The organism is Roseburia porci, assembly GCF_009695765.1.
Lineage (GTDB): Bacteria > Bacillota > Clostridia > Lachnospirales > Lachnospiraceae > Roseburia > Roseburia porci.
The window spans coordinates 40,959-58,640 of sequence record NZ_VUNI01000008.1; the positions used below are offsets into that span (position 1 = coordinate 40,959).

13 protein-coding genes are annotated in these 17,682 nt (G+C 41.8%); 12 read left to right on the forward strand and 1 reads right to left on the reverse strand.

The genetic code is table 11. The features are described 5' to 3' along the window. Positions 1-10: 10 nt before the first annotated feature. From FYJ75_RS06370 to galT, 11 genes are all read left to right on the forward strand, one after another. The gene (locus FYJ75_RS06370) at positions 11-1,015 is read left to right on the forward strand and encodes a LacI family DNA-binding transcriptional regulator (RefSeq protein WP_154429633.1); all 1,005 of its coding nucleotides are present in this window, start codon (positions 11-13) and stop codon (positions 1,013-1,015) included. Positions 1,016-1,269: 254 nt separating this feature from the next. Continuing rightward, positions 1,270-3,120, forward strand: coding sequence for a hypothetical protein (locus FYJ75_RS06375; protein WP_154429634.1), 1,851 nt, complete (start codon positions 1,270-1,272; stop codon positions 3,118-3,120). Further along, a complete protein-coding gene (locus FYJ75_RS06380; RefSeq protein ID WP_154429635.1) occupies positions 3,093-3,311 on the forward strand; it encodes a hypothetical protein in 219 nt (72 codons plus the stop codon). The genes FYJ75_RS06375 and FYJ75_RS06380 overlap by 28 nt, the downstream gene beginning before the upstream one ends. 208 nt (positions 3,312-3,519) lie before the next feature. After that, a complete protein-coding gene (locus FYJ75_RS06385) occupies positions 3,520-4,458 on the forward strand; it encodes an AraC family transcriptional regulator (protein ID WP_154429636.1) in 939 nt (312 codons plus the stop codon). 206 nt (positions 4,459-4,664) lie between these two features. Then, positions 4,665-6,002: an ABC transporter substrate-binding protein gene (locus tag FYJ75_RS06390; protein WP_154429637.1), complete on the forward strand. Its 1,338-nt coding sequence runs from the start codon at positions 4,665-4,667 to the stop codon at positions 6,000-6,002. A 113-nt stretch (positions 6,003-6,115) separates the two neighbouring features. Then, positions 6,116-7,012 carry a carbohydrate ABC transporter permease gene (locus FYJ75_RS06395; protein WP_154429638.1) on the forward strand — a complete coding sequence of 299 codons (897 nt, stop codon included), beginning with the start codon at positions 6,116-6,118 and terminating at the stop codon, positions 7,010-7,012. Beyond that, positions 7,005-7,838: a carbohydrate ABC transporter permease gene (locus FYJ75_RS06400; RefSeq protein WP_328596877.1), complete on the forward strand. Its 834-nt coding sequence runs from the start codon at positions 7,005-7,007 to the stop codon at positions 7,836-7,838. Before FYJ75_RS06395 ends, FYJ75_RS06400 begins: the two co-directional genes overlap by 8 nt. Positions 7,839-7,927: 89 nt before the next feature. Next, positions 7,928-10,996, forward strand: a complete 3,069-nt coding sequence (locus tag FYJ75_RS06405; RefSeq protein ID WP_154429639.1) for a glycoside hydrolase family 2 TIM barrel-domain containing protein — start codon at positions 7,928-7,930, stop codon at positions 10,994-10,996. Between the two features lie 20 nt (positions 10,997-11,016). Continuing rightward, positions 11,017-12,129, forward strand: coding sequence for a glycoside hydrolase family 53 protein (locus tag FYJ75_RS06410; protein WP_154429640.1), 1,113 nt, complete (start codon positions 11,017-11,019; stop codon positions 12,127-12,129). 168 nt (positions 12,130-12,297) lie between these two features. Beyond that, positions 12,298-13,467 (forward strand): galactokinase, encoded by a 1,170-nt coding sequence (locus FYJ75_RS06415; protein ID WP_154429641.1) that lies wholly within the window; start codon positions 12,298-12,300, stop codon positions 13,465-13,467. Positions 13,468-13,507: 40 nt separating this feature from the next. Next, positions 13,508-15,037 (forward strand): UDP-glucose--hexose-1-phosphate uridylyltransferase, encoded by a 1,530-nt coding sequence (gene galT / locus FYJ75_RS06420; protein WP_154429642.1) that lies wholly within the window; start codon positions 13,508-13,510, stop codon positions 15,035-15,037. 58 nt (positions 15,038-15,095) lie between these two features. Here the strand turns inward: galT and FYJ75_RS06425 are convergent, their stop codons facing one another. Beyond that, positions 15,096-16,448 carry an MATE family efflux transporter gene (locus FYJ75_RS06425; RefSeq protein WP_154429643.1) on the reverse strand — a complete coding sequence of 451 codons (1,353 nt, stop codon included), beginning with the start codon at positions 16,446-16,448 and terminating at the stop codon, positions 15,096-15,098. 153 nt (positions 16,449-16,601) lie between these two features. On the opposite strand from FYJ75_RS06425, the gene hisC reads away from it, so the two are divergent. Continuing rightward, complete coding sequence (hisC, locus tag FYJ75_RS06430; RefSeq protein ID WP_328596878.1) at positions 16,602-17,681, forward strand: histidinol-phosphate transaminase; 1,080 nt, start codon at positions 16,602-16,604, stop codon at positions 17,679-17,681. Position 17,682: the final 1 nt, after the last annotated feature.

A 17,682-nucleotide genomic window follows, 5' to 3' on the forward strand; every position in this document is an offset into this window, starting at 1 on the left:
AGGGAGAAAAATGAGTGAACAGTACAAAAATATTACGATTTCAGATGTTGCCGAAGCATTGGGGGTTTCGAAGACAACCGTATCAAGAGCCATATCCGGAAAGGGAAGAATCGGGGAAGCAACCAGACAGCGGATACTGGAGTATATAGAAGAGCATGATTATAAACCGAATGTTATTGCGAAAGGACTTGCGCAGTCCAGAACCTATAATATCTGTGTGGTAATGCCTGGAAATTACAGCCTGGTGGATCTTCCGTTTTTTCAGGAGATCATTATGGGAATCCAGGAAGTGGCAGGAATGTCAGAGTATGATATTCTTCTTTGTACCTGTCAGGAGAATGATGTTGCCGCACTTGAACGCATCGTATCCAATCGTAAGGTAGATGGTGTAATCCTGCTCCGCACCTATGTGAAGGATGCACAGATCGAACTTCTGCAAAGTAAAAAGCTTCCGTTTGTTACGGTCGGAAGTACGGACTATGAACATGTCGTGCAGATCGATCATGATCATGAGAGTGCCTGCAGGGAATTGACATCGATTATGCTGATGCGGAAGATGAAGCGCATTGCCCTGCTTGGGGGAAATGATGCGTTTGTGGTCACGAAGAGCAGGTATAAGGGTTTCACGGAAGCATTTACCTCATTTGGACGGGAGCCGGAGAATGAATTAATCTATATGAATCTGGAGAGCCGGGTGCAGATCGAGAAAGCAGTGGAAGAGCTGATTGATAAAAAGGCAGACTGTATCATATGTATGGATGATGCAATCTGCAGCAGGGTTCTTGTAAAGCTGAGACAGGAAGAGATCCATGTGCCTCAGGATGTGCGGATTGCATCATTTTATAACAGTTCTGTCCTCGAAAACAGTACGCCGTCTATCACATCATTAAGTTTTGATGTCAGGGAACTTGGAATGGCATCCTGCAAAGAACTTCTCCAGATGATCGAGAATGAGAGTGTTCCGGAAAAGACACTTCTGACTTATGAGGTTGTATTAAAAGAATCTACAAAATAATTTCAAATATTGGAAAAGGTACAGATTATATGATCTGTATCTTTTTTTTGTTCACTTTTTGATCAACCGATTGCGCAGCGCGATGGTCGGATTTGAGACGATTTGTGAAATGTGTGCAAAAAAAGACGCAAAATATATCAAAAGTGTACATTGACACAAGAAGTACAGGCTGATATACTACAGATAAAGAACAACCGATTGCGCAACTTGTTGTGCATCAGAAATTATAAAAATGGTTACGGAGGGAGACAGTGATGGACAAATTTATTGTGAACATCATTCACCGCCCGGAGATGGTTCCAGAATATTCTGCAACAGTTACCGGACAGGGAAAAGAAGAGGATATTGGAGATAAAGCACTTTTAACAGAATCACTTGACATTTTCAGAACACAGCAGAGACTGGCACATGAGAATGGACTGAAAGTTACGATCCAGATGACCTATGCATCATTATTTAACGATGAGGCTGTTGAGATCGCAAAGCATGATCATGAAGAGTTTGGAGATGAGATCGGATTATCATTGCTTGGTCTTCCATGTGAAGAATTCCGTGAAAAATATAAGACAAAAGATTTCTGCATCTGGATGTTCTCTATGGAGGACAAGAAAGCCATTGTGAACGACGTATTTGAAAAGTTCCATGACCGCTTTGGATTTTATCCGGAATCCACAAGCTCCTATTATATGGACGCAGATCTGATCAATTACATCAAGGCTACATATCCAACCGTGAAATGTGCAGTTGCAACCTGCTGGGAAGAAGGACCAAAAGCATATCATACCTGCAATAACTCCTGGTATACATTGTTTGATGGCGGCCCATGGGCACCATGGATTCCATCCAAACAGAATACACATGCACCGGCTGCAAACGAAGCCGAGGATAGTGGAATCGTTGCAATCCCACATCTTTCCAGAGATCTGATCGCATGCTATGACGGAAATGGTTCCAACTTCGGAACACATCCACAGAATGTTCTCCGTGGAATGATCTATGATACCAAGACATGGGAGTATCCATACTTGTATAATCTGATCGATCAGTATCGCGATCTGTACAAATACAATAATGGATACGCATACAACATGATGTTTGTCGGACCTGGCTGGATGAACAAAATGGGCCGCTGGGAGCAGCCATATGAACTGCTTTTGAAATCTTATACAGACGGATGCGCATACTACGGAAAACTCAAAAAAGAAGGCAAACTGATCGACATGACCATGTCTGAGTTCGCTGATTATTACAGAAAGAAAAAGGGTGTTACAGACGAAAAACGTTACACGGAACCGGAATGTGCACTTTGGAGAGATATTTTATACGGATCTGACAAACAGTTATTCTGGTATTGTGATCCATATATGAGAGCATGCGTGAACATGGATCAGGGTGGCGCGATTGTTGACCTTCGTCCATATGCTGCAAAACTGGAGTGGCCGGTTGGAATCGGAACAAAACACGTACAGGATGCGTCTTATCCATTCCTGATTCAGGAGAAATATCGTGCCGGATACTTTACACATTATGCAGGAGAAGGAACCGTAAGAAGTGCAAAACTTTCCTATAACGGAGAGGAAGTTGATCTGTGTCTCTGCCCGACACATGCACATTTCTCACAGGAGGGAAGAACAAGAATCCTGACACTGGACCCTGTAGAAATCGAGTTCCATGGTCTGACCGTAAAATTACAGACAAAAGAGTATTTTGAAGAAGGCTCTTCCAATATTAAGATCGAACGTCACATTTTAGAGATGAGTGATCCAACTGCAGAAGTTACACTGGATGAGTATATGGTAGCTTGCTACGGTACAACAGAATATCCGGAAGATATGACTTCCGTTGTTTTAAGATGTGAAGGAAAAGATGAGAAGAGAATCGACTATGCATATAAATGCCGCACCGAATCTCTTCAGGGCGCAGACGCAGTCAGCGCTGTAGTGCCTCCAATCGACACAAAAGTTTCCCTGACTGCATCAGTAGAAGCAGAAGGTTACATTGAAGAAGGCTATGCATTCTCACCAATGTTTAAACTTGGATATAAGAAGAAGATCGCAGATAAGGAGGTATTTGCAACATGGCTCAACTTGGAAAAGGCAAATTAAATTACAGATGTCCGTCCTGCTTTATGAGAGACCTTGACATCGATATGTTCTACAACAAAGATACAAAGATCTACAGCTGCATCCGCTGCCAGTACAGAGGTACAGAAGAGGATGTTCTGGCGAAAAATGAAATGGTTCGTTTCCGTTATGGAGCAATGAACAAAAGATTTGATAAGTTTGACTTTGATTAAACCAGATCAGATCTGTGGGGTGTAACATAGCAAAGCATAAAAAGAACGCAAAAAGAAAGGAACCGGAGGCGAAAGCGGCTTCGGTTCCTTTCTTGCTATAAAGATCAGAGTGTCAAAATGTGACTTTTTAATTTTCGAATTAGCAAATCGTACAGGTTTTTATGTTATGATATAGCTATCTATTATGGAAGAAAGCAGGAGGAGCGCGATGGGAAAAAAGAAAAAGGAAACAATGGAATTTCGCTATTACGATATTCCACAGAAAGAAACCGTGCTTGCTCTTTTAGGGGACAGCTGGAGAAGGGTATACGGACATGATGAATTCCATCTTCATTTTCATAATCTGATGGAGGTTGGATATTGCAGACAGGGAGCTGGAGTGGTGTGTCTGGATGAGGAAAAATGCAGATACAGTACAGGAATGATTTCGGTGATTCCGGCGAATTATCCACACATCACGATCAGTGATGGAGAGGATACGAATTTCTGGGAGTATATATTCTTTGATCCGGAACAGATCATAAGGGAGATTTATCCGGACAATCCAATATATCAGCGTGAAATGCTTGATGTTTTGAACAAGAATGCAATTCTCAGATTTGAAAGTGAGTGCATGTCACTTGTGGATATGGTCAAAATGATCATGGAGGAGATGCGTTTTAAACGCCCGCATTATATGGAAGTGGTACGGAGTCTCGCAAAAGCACTGGTTCTTGAAATTATCCGGGTGAATGAACAGTACGAGGCACAGGCAGCAGAACCGGTAAAAACAATGAAAAATACGCAGATTACTGCGGCAATGGAATATGTAAATGAACATTATGCAAGTCCACTCCGGGCACAGGAACTGGCTGCGGTCTGCAATATGAGTGAAACTCATTTCCGCAGAGTTTTTGAAGAGAATATCAACATGTCACCGATGGACTATGTAAATATGGTACGGGTCCAGAAAGCATGTGACCTCATGAAAAAGACAAATGATTCCATGGATATCGTTGCGGTGAAGTGCGGATTTGCTACAACATCCACATTTAACCGTAATTTTAAGAAGTTTTTGTCAACTTCACCATATCAGTGGAAGATTAATCCGGCTAATTATGAGCGAAAATTATTGAATTTTAATATTTCTGCGTTAAAAGGGTGGTAATTGACACTTTTTTCACAAAGATATATGGTTGAATTTGCGTGTTTTATAGCGGAATTGGTTCACACAAATTACAATTTATTCGTTATAATACACATATAATCGAAGCGAGGGAAACATAAACTTGACAAATTGCACAAAACAGAATTGCAAGTGCGAAACAAATTGCGGGGATTATGACTATAAAGTAACATTGGGAGGAAGGAAATATGAAGAGAAAGGTTTTATCAGTTTTACTGGTAGCTGCAATGACAGCTTCCATGGTGGCAGGATGTGGCACCGGAAAAGGTTCCGGAAGCTCTGCAGGTGGGGATACACAGAGCGCAGAGAATCCGACAGCTGGCGAGGATGAACATACATTAAGCGTTTCTGCATGGGATAAGAGTTTCAATATTCCGGCACTCGAGGCAGCTGCAAAAGATTATCAGGAGAATGTAGACCCTGATTTTAAACTCAACATCAACGAAGTATCTCAGTCATCCGATATTGAGAATTCAATCACACTTGCTGGTTCGGCAGGAGATTACAGCACATTGACAGACATTGTTCTGTTCCAGGATCACTGGATTCAGAAATACGTAGCAGATTATCCGGATGCTTTCCAGGATGTCAACGATGCAGATATTAACTGGGACGATTTCGCAGAAGAGAAGCTTTCTTTCTCTACCATTGATGACAAACATTACGGTGTTCCGGTAGATAACGGAACTGTAGTAGCTGCATACCGGATCGACTTACTTGAGGAAGCCGGACATTCCATCGATGAATTGAAAGGCTGCACCTGGGATAAATTCATCGAGATCGGCGAGGATGTTTATAACAAGACTGGTAAATATTTATTATCCATGGATGGCGATGGAAACGACCTTGTTTATATGATGCTTCAGGCAGAAGGCGAGTCACAGTTTAAAGATGGCAAACCAAACATCGTTGAGAATGACAAGTTAGTTAAGATTGTTGAGATTATTGATGAAATGGTTCAGAAGAATGTATTATATCTTGCAAATGACTGGAATGATTACACAGACCAGACAATCTTAGGAGATATGGTTGCCGGCGTTATCAATGGTAACTGGATCATTCCTACTATTGAGAAAGTAGAAGCAAACAGTGGTAAATGGGAGATTACAACAATGCCTACTATCGAAGGCGGCGATGGATATGCTTCAAACGGTGGAGCTTCCCTTTACGTGACAGCAAACTGCCAGAATAAAGAGCTTGCAGAGAAATTCTTAGCATACACATTCGGTGGAAGCCAGACTACATATGATGCAGCACTGAAAAACGGTGGCGTTATCACAACATGTATCTCTGCTGGTAAATCCGATGTATACAATGAGGGTGTTGAGTACTTCAACAATACACCAATCTACGCCGAGATCGTAGAAATGGGTTCACACGTTAAACCTGTAGAACAGAGTGAATATCATTATACCTGCCGTGAAAAAGTTGCAGCAGCAATCATTAATATCACGCAGAATGGAGCGGATGTTAAGGATGCATTACAGGATGCAGAAGACCAGTTGAACTTTGAAATGGGCAATTAATATTACAACATAAGTAAGAGCAGAACAGGAAAACGGGGAATCGGTGATCTGACTCCCCGTTTTATCCAAAACAGAGAGCTTCTTTTGATACTACAGGAAGGACTGAGTCAAAGATGAAGAAAAACAAGATGAGCGTTACCTCAAAGCAACACGCAGCCGGATGGGCGTTTCTGGCACCGGCAACACTGCTGATCGTGATCATGAGTTTTTATCCGATCATTCAGGCAGTTTTTACATCATTAAAAACCGGCTCAAGTGCCAACATGAAATGGGCAGAGCCATTACTCTATAATTACACACGAATGTTCAAGGACAAATTGTTCATGAGATCTGTGGGCAACACGTTCTTATATTTACTGATAGAAGTACCAATTATGTTAATCCTGGCAATTTTACTTGCGCAGATCCTGAACAATAAAGATCTGAAACTGAAAGGCTTTTTCAGAACCTGTGTATTCCTGCCATGTGCAACATCACTGGTATCATACTCATTGATTTTTAAATCCTTATTTGCAACCAATGGACTGATCAATTCCATTCTTGTAAATCTTGGAATACTGGAAACAAACTATAATTTCCTTGGAAATGCAAAATCAGCAAAGGTTATTATCATTATTGCACTGATCTGGAGATGGACCGGATACAACATGGTATTTTTCCTCGCTGGATTACAGAATATTGAATATTCCGTATATGAAGCAGCTAAGATCGATGGAGCAAGCTCATGGAAGACCTTCTGGAATATCACAGTTCCACTGCTTCGTCCGACAATTGTTATGACAATGATCATGTCAATCAATGGTACATTACAGTTGTTCGATGAGTCTGTAAACTTAACAAACGGTGGTCCGGCAAATGCCACAATAACAATGTCACATTATATTTACAACAATTCCTTCGGACAGGGTGTTGCAAACTTCGGATATGCTTCAGCAATGTCGTTCTTTGTATTTATCCTGGTTGCAATTCTTGCATTTATCAATATGAAAGTAGGTGACAAGCGTGACTAAGAAGAAAATTCATACATCATCCATACAGAAGAGACTGATCCCTTCTTACATATTTTTGATTATCGTATCATTTATTTCGGTGTTCCCGCTTTACTGGATGTTTAGCGCTGCGACAAACTCAACCGTTGATGTCGCAAGAGGAAAGATCACATTTGGTACGCAGGCGGTTGAAAACTTCCGCAAGCTTTTGGAACAGCAGGATCTGTTTGGTGCGCTTGGTAACTCTTTCCTTTATGCGATTGTACAGACGGTAGTTGCTTTACTAATTTGTTCACTCGCTGGTTATGGATTTGAATTATATCATGATCGTCATAAAGACAGAGTATTTTCGTTTTTACTGCTTGCAATGATGGTGCCTCAGGTAGCTACCATGATCCCGTTATTTAAGATGATGTCATCAATGGGACTTTTAAATACAGTATGGGCATTTATTCTTCCATCGATTTCAACACCGTTTCTGATCATGATGTTCAGACAGAACTCCAGAAACTTCCCAATCGATGTTATGGAAGCAGCGCGTATCGACGGACTGAATGAGATTCAGATCTTCTTCCGTATGTATATGCCAATCCAGAAATCCACTTATGCGGCAGCAGCAGTTATTACCTTTATGAATGCATGGAATGCATACTTATGGCCAAAGGTTGTAATGAGTGATAACCGTGCACAGACAATGCCAATGTTGATTGCCAATCTGGCAGCCGGCTATTCGGTTGATTACGGAGTACTGATGATGGGCGTATTATTCTGCTCCATCCCTACCATGGTTGTATTCTTCGTATTACAGAAACAGTTTGCAGAAGGTATTACAGGCTCTGTAAAATAAGAGCAGATTTCGTACAAATGTACAATGAAATGAAAAGGGCAGATAACACTTGTTATTTGCCCTTTTTTTAAAAGAATTGAGGTAAAAGCATGGAAAATTTTGATTACAATATTGTAAAAAATCCTGAAATTTTTGAGCAGAATCGTATGCCGGCACATTCGGATCACATCTGCTATGCATCAGAATATGAAAAAGAAGCAAAAAAGAGCAGTCTTTCCGTTAAACTGGACGGAATATGGAAATTCAGTTATGCAAAAAATATGTCTTTGGCTGTGCAGGGCTTTGAAAGCGAAGAATATGATTGCAGATCCTGGGATGATATACGTGTTCCGGCACATATCCAGATGGAAGGCTACGATGCTCCACAATATGCCAATGTACAGTATCCGTGGGATGGAAAGGAAGTTTTGAGACCGGGACAGATTCCGGAGGAATTCAATCCGGTGGCAAGCTACGTGAAATATTTTACATTGCCACAGCAGATGAAAGGGCATCCGGTCTGCATCTCATTTCATGGTGTGGAAAGCGGATTTGCAGTATGGCTGAACGGATATTATGTTGGTTATAGTGAAGATACATTTGATCCGGCTGATTTTGATCTTACTCCATATCTGAAGGATGGAGAGAATAAGCTTGCGGTACGTGTATTTAAATGGACCTCAGGCAGCTGGTGTGAAGACCAGGATTTCTACCGGTTTTCCGGAATTTTCCGGAGTGTTGTTCTCTATATGATCCCGGAAGCTCATATCTGGGATATGTCTGTAGTTCCGGTCGTTTCAAAGAATCTGGAAGAGGCAGAGGTGGAACTGAAACTTCGAACATCTGGAAAAGGTCAGATCAAGGCTGTTCTTATGGATGGAAAAACAAAACTGTTCTCCGGAGAGGCAGACTGTGAAGATGAGACAAAGATACAGTTTCATGTAGATCATCCAAAACTTTGGAGTGCAGAAGAACCTGTTCTTTATGAACTGCAGATTACCGTCCTGAATGAAGCAGGAGAGATCTGTGAAGTGATCTCGCAGAATGTCGGATTCCGGCGGTTTGAGATGGAAAATGGAATTATGAAATTAAACGGGAAACGGATCGTATTTAAAGGTGTGAACCGGCATGAATTCAGTTCGCTTACCGGCCGTGTTCCGAACAAAGAAGAAGTGATCCGTGATATTGTGACCATGAAGAAGAATAATATCAATGCGATCCGTACCAGCCATTATCCGGACGATTCATTACTCTATGAACTTTGTGACCGTTATGGATTATATATGATCGCAGAGAACAATCTGGAGTCACATGGATCATGGGATGCATATTTAAGAGGCAGGGCGGATGAAAGTTATATTGTACCGAATGATCATGATGAATGGATGGATATGATGCTTGACCGTGTAAATTCCTGCTATCAGAGAGATAAAAATCATCCTGCAATCCTGATCTGGTCCTGTGGAAATGAATCCTACGGTGGAAAAGTAATCTATGAAATGTCGCAGCTTTTCCGCAAACTGGACCCGCACAGACTGGTACATTATGAAGGAGTATTTCATGATCGACGTTACAACGCAACGAGTGATATGGAAAGCCAGATGTATCCTTCTGTGGACAGCATTAAGGAGTTTCTTGCAAAGAACCCGGAGAAACCATTTATCTGTTGTGAATATACGCATGCGATGGGAAATTCCTGTGGTGCAATGCACAAATATACGGATCTGACGGACACGGAACCAAGATATCAGGGTGGATTTATCTGGGATTATGTGGATCAGTCGATCTATAAGAAGGATCGCTATGGAAAATGGTTCCTGGCATACGGCGGGGATTTTGATGAACGGCCATCGGATTACAATTTTAGTGGAAACGGTATTGTATATGGGGGAGAAAGAAAACCATCTCCGAAAATGCAGGAAGTCAAATATAATTATCAGAATATTACTGTCGAATTTGAGCCGGGAAGATTTCAGGTCATCAATAAGAATCTGTTTGTGAATACCGATCGTTTCCAGGCATTTGTGATTCTGCAAAAGGATGGAGAAGAGATTCTGAAAGTTCCGGTTGATACAGATACTGCGCCACTTTCTGTACAGACATATGAGATACCGGAAGAAATCCAGTCTGTTATTGATGGGGCGATGGTTGCAGCAGAGGCGATGCATTCAGAAATTCCGGAATATGCAGTGACAGTGTCTTTTGTGTTAAAACACGATGAACTCTGGGCAAAAGCCGGACATGAAGTGGCTTTTGGACAGTATGTATATAAGAAAGAAGCCAGACCATACAGCTGCAGCAAAGCATTTCAGGTGATTCACGGACATTATAATCTCGGCGTTAAGGGAGAGAACTTCTATGCAATGTTTTCAACGCTTACAGCAGGGCTTACCTCTTATGTATATGGTGGCGTGGAAATGATCAAAGCTGTGCCAATGCCGAATTTCTGGAGAGCACCGGTGGATAATGATACTGGAAATCTGATGCAGTCACGTTATGCACAGTGGAAGATTGCAAGTATGTATGTGACGGCCAAGAGTTGTGATCGTTTTGAAGATACAGCACCAAAGGTAGAAGAACTGGAAAACAGTGTAAAAGTTACATATAAGTATTATATGCCGACGACACCACAGAGCAGTTGTCTGGTTACCTATGAAGTGTTTGGTGATGGTACGATCCAGACAACTTTAAGCTATGATCCGGTAGAGGGACTTTCGGATATGCCGGAATTTGGCATGATCTTTAAATTTGATGCAGATTATGAACGTGTCAGATGGTATGGACTCGGACCGGCAGAAACATATGCAGACCGTAAACATGGTGGAAGACTCGGACTTTATGAGAATCGTGTCGCAGATAATATGGCTGAATATCTTGTTCCACAGGAATGCGGGAACAAATGTGGCGTGCGATATGCAAAAGTGATGGATAAAAAAGGTCGTGGAATGGAATTCTTTGGAGATGAACTTTCATTCAGTGCACTTCCATATACACCGCATGAAATCGAGAATGCAACGCATGGTTATGAGCTTCCGCAGATCCATTATACGGTTGTCCGTGTAGCAAAGCAGCAGATGGGTGTGGCCGGAGATGACAGCTGGGGAGCGAAAATACATCCGGAATATCTGATTGATGTATCATGCAAAGTAGAATTTACATTCTGCTTCCGTGGCATATAAAAGTGAACAGGAGATAGAAGATGAAGAAATTTATTAAGGGCATGGATTTGTCTACATTATTGGAAATGGAACGATGCAACGCAAAATATTATGATCATGGTCAGGAGATGGACATTCTTGAGATTATGAAAAAATATGATGTGGATACAATTCGTCTGAGATTATGGAATGACCCGAAATCTGAGACCGGAGAACCGTATGGAGCCGGAAATAATGATCTTGAGGAAACGATCGCAATTGGAAAACGTGTAACAGAAGCCGGACTTGGTGTGCTTTTGAACTTCCATTACAGTGATTTCTGGGCAGATCCTGGAAAACAGATCAAGCCAAAGGCATGGAAGGATTATGGAGTAGAAGAACTGGAGAAGGCGGTATATGATTTTACACTGGAGTCCCTGCAGAAAGTGATTGGAGCGGGTGTTCGTGTAACAATGATCCAGGTTGGAAACGAGCTTTCCAATGGTCTGCTCTGGCCGGAAGGACAGGTTCCGAATTATGACAATATTGCACGTTTTGTAAGTGCCGGAATACGTGCATGCCGCAAAGTGGATGCAAAGATCCCGCTCATGATTCATCTCGATAATGGTGGAAATAATGAACTTTACCGCAGATGGTTTGATAACTATATGAAACGTGGAGAGGATTTTGAGTATATCGGATTATCTTATTATCCGTTCTGGCATGGAAGTTTAAAACAGCTGGAGGATAATATGAACGACATTGCGGTGCGCTATGGAAAAGACCTGATCATTGCAGAAGTGTCAATGGGCTTTACCATGGATGACTACAAAGATTATGAAAAGCTTTCTGACAGTGAGAGAAAAGGTTATGCGACGAAACCGGAACTTGTTGCCAAAATCGAGTATCCGATGACGATAGAAGGGCAGAAGGCATTTACAGAGGATTTCTTAAATCGCGTGGCAAAAGTGCCGGATGATCATGGATGCGGCTTTTTCTGGTGGGAACCTGCATGGATTCCGGTTCCGGGGTCTGGCTGGGCAACGGAGGCGTCTTTAAAATATATGAATGATCCGGGACCATGTGGAAATGAGTGGGCCAATCAGGCATTGTTTGATTACGATGGTAATGCACTTCCAACACTTGAGGTGATCCGTGATTTCAGGAAAAAGTAATCAATTCTTATATGTAATTATGTTGCATGTTTCTCTAGGAATGTTGCAACATCCTGCGGATATATTGAAAAGAAACATGCATCCGTTATAATGAGAATAACAGAGAAATGAGGCGGCTGTGTGAGAAGATACACAGCTGCTGTTATCATAAAAAAGAGGAGAATATCAATGATTCAGAATGATGTATTAGCAAAATTCAAAGAGATTTTTGGTGAGGGTGGCGAAATCGGTGTTTATTTTGCACCGGGTCGTGTCAATATGATCGGAGAGCATACCGACTATAATGGAGGCCATGTATTTCCTTGTGCACTTACCATCGGTACATATGGTGTTGCAAGAAAAAGAGAGGATAAAAAGTTACGTTTTTATTCCATGAACTTTGAAGAGCTTGGCGTGATCGAGTCTTCTGTTGAGGGATTAAAACCGGAAAAGGAAGCAGACTGGACCAATTATCCAAAGGGAGTTATGTGGGCTTTTGGTGAAAAAGGAATGAAAGTAGAACAGGGAATGGATCTTTTATTGTTTGGAAATATTCCAAATGGTTCCGGACTTTCTTCTTCTGCATCTGTAGAAGTACTGACCGGCTATATCTTAAAGGATCTGTTTGGTTTTGAAGTGACCAATCAGGATCTGGCTCTGATCGGTCAGTTTTCAGAGAACAAATTTAATGGTGTAAACTGCGGAATCATGGATCAGTTTGCGATCGCCATGGGTAAAGCGGGACATGCAATTTTCCTGGATACTGCAACACTGGAATATACCTATGCTCCGATTAAGCTGGAGAACGCTAAGATCGTAATTTCCTGCAGCAATAAGAAACGTGGACTTGGAGATTCCAAATACAACGAGAGAAGACAGGAGTGTGAGACTGCACTTGCTGAGCTTCAGAAAGTAGTGGATATCAAATCTCTCGGAGAACTTACGGAAGAACAGTTTGAACAGTACAAATCCGCAATTAAAGATGAGATTCGTGTAAAGAGAGCAAAACATGCAGTATATGAGAATCAGAGAACCATCAAAGCTGTGGAGGCTCTGAAAAATAACGATGTGAAATTATTCGGAGAGCTTATGAATGCATCCCACGTATCTTTAAGAGATGATTATGAAGTTACCGGAATTGAGCTTGATACACTGGTAGAAGAGGCATGGAAGATCCAGGGTGTCATCGGATCACGTATGACAGGTGCCGGATTTGGTGGATGTACTGTAAGTATTGTAAAAGATGATGCAGTGGATACTTTCATCAAAGAAGTCGGATCTGCCTATGAAAAGAAGATTGGTTATGCAGCAGATTTTTATGTCGTAGAGATTGGAGACGGTCCAAGAAAGCTTGCTTAATTTGCCAGGATGATCGTGGACAGTGAAGGAGAGATATAAAATGATTCAGGAAAGAATTTTAGAACTGACCGAGTATGGTCTTGTAACAGGACTGATCACAGAGGATGATAAGATCTATACGATCAATCGTCTGATGGAGTTGTTTGAACTCGATGAAATGGAAGACAGTGTGTTTGAGGCATATGCATCACGTCAGCCGATGACACAGCAGACCGCAGAGGAGTCTCTGGAAGATATCCTTGCAGAGATGATGGATTATGCTTATGAAAAAGGTATCATGAAAGAAAACAGTATTGTATACAAGGATCTTTTTGATACAAAAATCATGGGAATCCTGCTTCCGAGACCGGCTGAGGTACGTGCCAGATTTAAAGATCTGTATGAGCATACTTCTGCACAGGCTGCAACTGACTATTTCTATAAATTGAGCTGTGACAGCAATTATATCCGCAGACAGAGAATCAAAAAAGATCGGAAATGGACAACAGAAACCGAGTTTGGAACACTCGACATCACCATCAATCTGTCCAAACCGGAAAAAGATCCCAAAGCGATCGCTGCTGCGAAGAATGCAAAACAGAGTGCTTATCCAAAATGCCAGCTCTGCAAAGAAAATGAAGGCTATGCAGGAAGAGTAAACCATCCGGCAAGGCAGAATCATCGTATCATTCCGGTGACAATCAATCACAGTGACTGGTATTTCCAGTATTCGCCATATGTATATTATAATGAGCATTGCATCGTATTTAACTCGCTTCATACACCAATGAAGATTGAGCGGGCTACATTTGGAAAACTCTTAGATTTTGTAACACAGTTCCCTCATTATTTTGTAGGATCGAATGCGGATCTTCCGATTGTCGGAGGCTCTATTTTAAGTCACGACCATTTCCAGGGTGGACATTATACATTTGCGATGGCAAAAGCACCGATCGAGAAAACACTTACATTCAAAGGTTTTGAAGATGTCAAAGCAGGTATTGTAAAATGGCCAATGTCCGTAATCCGTATCAGCAGTGCAGATAAGGACAGACTGATCGAGCTTGCAGACAGGATTTTAAAAGCCTGGAGAGGTTATACAGACGAAGATGCATTTATTTTCGCTGAGACGAATGGAGAACCGCATAATACAATCACTCCGATCGCAAGAAAACGCGGAGAGGATTATGAGTTAGACCTTGTGCTCCGCAATAATATCACAACAGAGGAACATCCACTTGGGGTATACCATCCACATGCAAAACTGCATCATATCAAGAAAGAGAATATCGGACTGATCGAGGTTATGGGGCTTGCAGTACTTCCGGCAAGATTAAAGGATGAAATGGCAGCACTTTCGAAAGCAATTCTTGAGAAGAAAGATATCCGTGCGGATGAAGTGCTTGCAAAACATGCAGACTGGGTAGAAGAGTTCCTTCCAAAATACGATCATATCGATGAAACAAATATCATGGATATCCTTCATGAAGAGATCGGACTTGTATTTAATGAAGTTTTAAAAGATGCGGGTGTATATAAGTGCACAGAAGAAGGCAGAAAAGCATTTATGAGATTTATAGATACGGTATAAAAAACAGGCATTCTCATAGGATGCCTGTAAGTACTAACATTTACGGTGGCAGGAAAGCTTAATCCTGCCACTTTTTCTTTAATTTATTCCTTGTGTAGAAGAATGCAGGGATCAGGAATGCGTCAGCAAAAATCCATGCAGTCGGACTGGCAAAGCAGGCTGCGGAAAATCCAAAGATCGGTACAAATACAAGTCCGACTAAGGTTCGTGCGACCATTTCGCAGAGTCCTGCAAGCATTGCAAAACCGGAGAAGCCCATTCCCTGAATAAGAAAACGTACGATATTGACAAGTGCCAGCGGAAAATAGAACAGGGCATTGGCAATCAGAAATTCCTGGGAATTGGCAATAACTTCTACTTCAGATGCACTTACAAATAACAGATTCAGCTGTTCTCCAAAGAAATACAGAATGGCCAGTGCAATCAGGGAATAAATCAGGCCAAGAAGCGTGCTGGCTTTTAAGCCTTTTCCGAGCCGCTCGAGACGACCGGCACCGACATTCTGACCGCCATAGGTTGCCATAGTAGAACCCAGGGCATCAAATGGGCAGACGATAAAGCAGGATATTTTGGTCGCAGCAGTCATTGCGGCGACAGCTCCGGAGCCAAGTGGATTTACGGCTGCCTGTAAAATAACGCTTCCAATTGCGGTAATAGAATACTGCAGCCCCATAGGAAGCCCCATGGTGAGCAGTACACGGACATAGGCACTGTCAAGTTTCCAGTCCGAGCGTTTCAGATGCATGATCGTAAATTTCTTCATGATCAGAAACAGACATAAAAGTCCGGAAATACCCTGTGAGATCACAGTTGCAAAAGAGGCACCGAATACACCCCAGTGGAATACCACGATAAAAAGCAGATCCAGACCGATGTTAAGGCAGGCTGCGAGAACCAGGAAAATGACCGGAGTGACCGCATCACCCAATGACCGGATATAACCGGAAAGCAGGTTATATAGAATGATCGCTGGAATTCCAATAAATATGACAACAATATAATTATACGCAAGATCAATGATATCGGGTGGTGTGCTCATAAGTTCAAGGATCGGACGGCAGAAAAGTGTCGTCACGATCGTGATCGCAAGCCCAAGAATGATGGAGAGCACGGCGGAATTGCCAATGTATTTACGCAGACCATCTTCGTCTTTGGCTCCGAATCTCTGGGCAACAGGGAGTGCAAATCCACTGCACATTCCATTGCAGAATCCAATGATCAGAAAGTTGATACTTCCGGTCGCACCAACGGCGGCAAGTGCTTTTACCCCAAGAAACTGCCCCACAATAATTGTATCTACAAGGCTGTAGATCTGCTGAAAAAGCATTCCAAAAAGCAGCGGAACCGCAAAACCAAGAATTAATTTCATTGGTGATCCGACTGTCATGTCTTTTGTAGTACTTTTAGACATAAAAATCCCCCTCTTTAGCACTATAAATTTTAGTTTCACGATATTTTATCACAATTAATCAATCTTTACAATTATATAGAAATGATGTAAAGTTTTAAGTAATATAATTAAAATTAATAACAAAAAAGAGAGAACTTTCTGGAGGAAATGAACGTGGCAAAATGGGAAGAAAATATCCGAAAAGTGATTCCATATACACCGGGAGAACAGCCGGACAAAAGCAGCATGATCAAATTAAATACGAATGAGAATCCGTATCCACCTGCACCTGGGGTTACAGAGGCGCTTCAGCATATTGATACCGATAAGCTCCGGTTGTATCCGGATCCGGCAGTCAGTGATCTGACAGGTGCAATTGCTGATTTCTATAAGGTAGGAAAAGATCAGGTATTTGTCGGTGTTGGGTCGGATGATGTGCTTGCAATGAGTTTTATGACATTTTTTAATTCCGATAAACCGATTCTGTTTCCGGATATTACGTATTCCTTTTATGATGTCTGGGCAGATATGCTCCGCATTCCATATGAGCGTATTCCGCTGGATGAGAAGTTTCAGATCTGTGCAGCAGATTATAAGAGAGAGAACGGCGGTGTGGTATTTCCGAATCCAAATGCACCAACAGGTGAATTGCTGCCTTTAGATATGGTTGAAGAGATCATTGCAGCGAACAAAGATGTGATTGTAATTGTGGATGAAGCATATATTGACTTTGGGGGAGAAAGTGCCTTGCCATTGTTAGAAAAATATGATAATCTGCTGGTTGTGCAGACATTTTCCAAATCCCGTTCCATGGCTGGCATGCGGATTGGATTTGCAATTGGAAGCCCGGTATTGATTAAATATTTAAATGATGTGAAATACTCCTTTAATTCCTACACGATGGACCGTATTACGATCCAGCTTGGGGTCAAGGCAGTGGAAGACCGGGCATATTTTGAAGAAACAAAAGAAAAGATCATCCGTACAAGAGAATGGACCAAGACAGAACTGAGAAGACTTGGATTTGAATTTGGCGATTCCAAGAGCAACTTTATTTTTGCAAGACATCCGAAAGTTCCTGCAATGGAATTATTTGAGGCGTTGAAGAAAAAAGACATTTATGTACGTCACTTCAACAAACCGGAGCGAATTGCGGATTATCTGCGGATCAGTATTGGAACCGATGCGGAAATGAAAGCTTTTGTTGACTTCCTAGATCAGTATCTGACGGATTGTAAAATTGTGACTGCATAGT

Bases quoted from the DNA above. Each gene is read 5' to 3' on its own strand.
- FYJ75_RS06405 (WP_154429639.1), top strand. From the start codon at position 7,928: ATGGAAAATTTTGATTACAATATTGTAAAAAATCCTGAAATTTTTGAG.
- FYJ75_RS06375 (WP_154429634.1), top strand. From the start codon at position 1,270: ATGGACAAATTTATTGTGAACATCATTCACCGCCCGGAGATGGTTCCA.
- FYJ75_RS06425 (WP_154429643.1), bottom strand. From the start codon at position 16,448: ATGTCTAAAAGTACTACAAAAGACATGACAGTCGGATCACCAATGAAA.
- galT (WP_154429642.1), top strand. From the start codon at position 13,508: ATGATTCAGGAAAGAATTTTAGAACTGACCGAGTATGGTCTTGTAACA.
- FYJ75_RS06370 (WP_154429633.1), top strand. From the start codon at position 11: ATGAGTGAACAGTACAAAAATATTACGATTTCAGATGTTGCCGAAGCA.
- FYJ75_RS06390 (WP_154429637.1), top strand. From the start codon at position 4,665: ATGAAGAGAAAGGTTTTATCAGTTTTACTGGTAGCTGCAATGACAGCT.
- FYJ75_RS06385 (WP_154429636.1), top strand. From the start codon at position 3,520: ATGGGAAAAAAGAAAAAGGAAACAATGGAATTTCGCTATTACGATATT.
- FYJ75_RS06395 (WP_154429638.1), top strand. From the start codon at position 6,116: ATGAAGAAAAACAAGATGAGCGTTACCTCAAAGCAACACGCAGCCGGA.
- FYJ75_RS06380 (WP_154429635.1), top strand. From the start codon at position 3,093: ATGGCTCAACTTGGAAAAGGCAAATTAAATTACAGATGTCCGTCCTGC.
- FYJ75_RS06415 (WP_154429641.1), top strand. From the start codon at position 12,298: ATGATTCAGAATGATGTATTAGCAAAATTCAAAGAGATTTTTGGTGAG.
- FYJ75_RS06410 (WP_154429640.1), top strand. From the start codon at position 11,017: ATGAAGAAATTTATTAAGGGCATGGATTTGTCTACATTATTGGAAATG.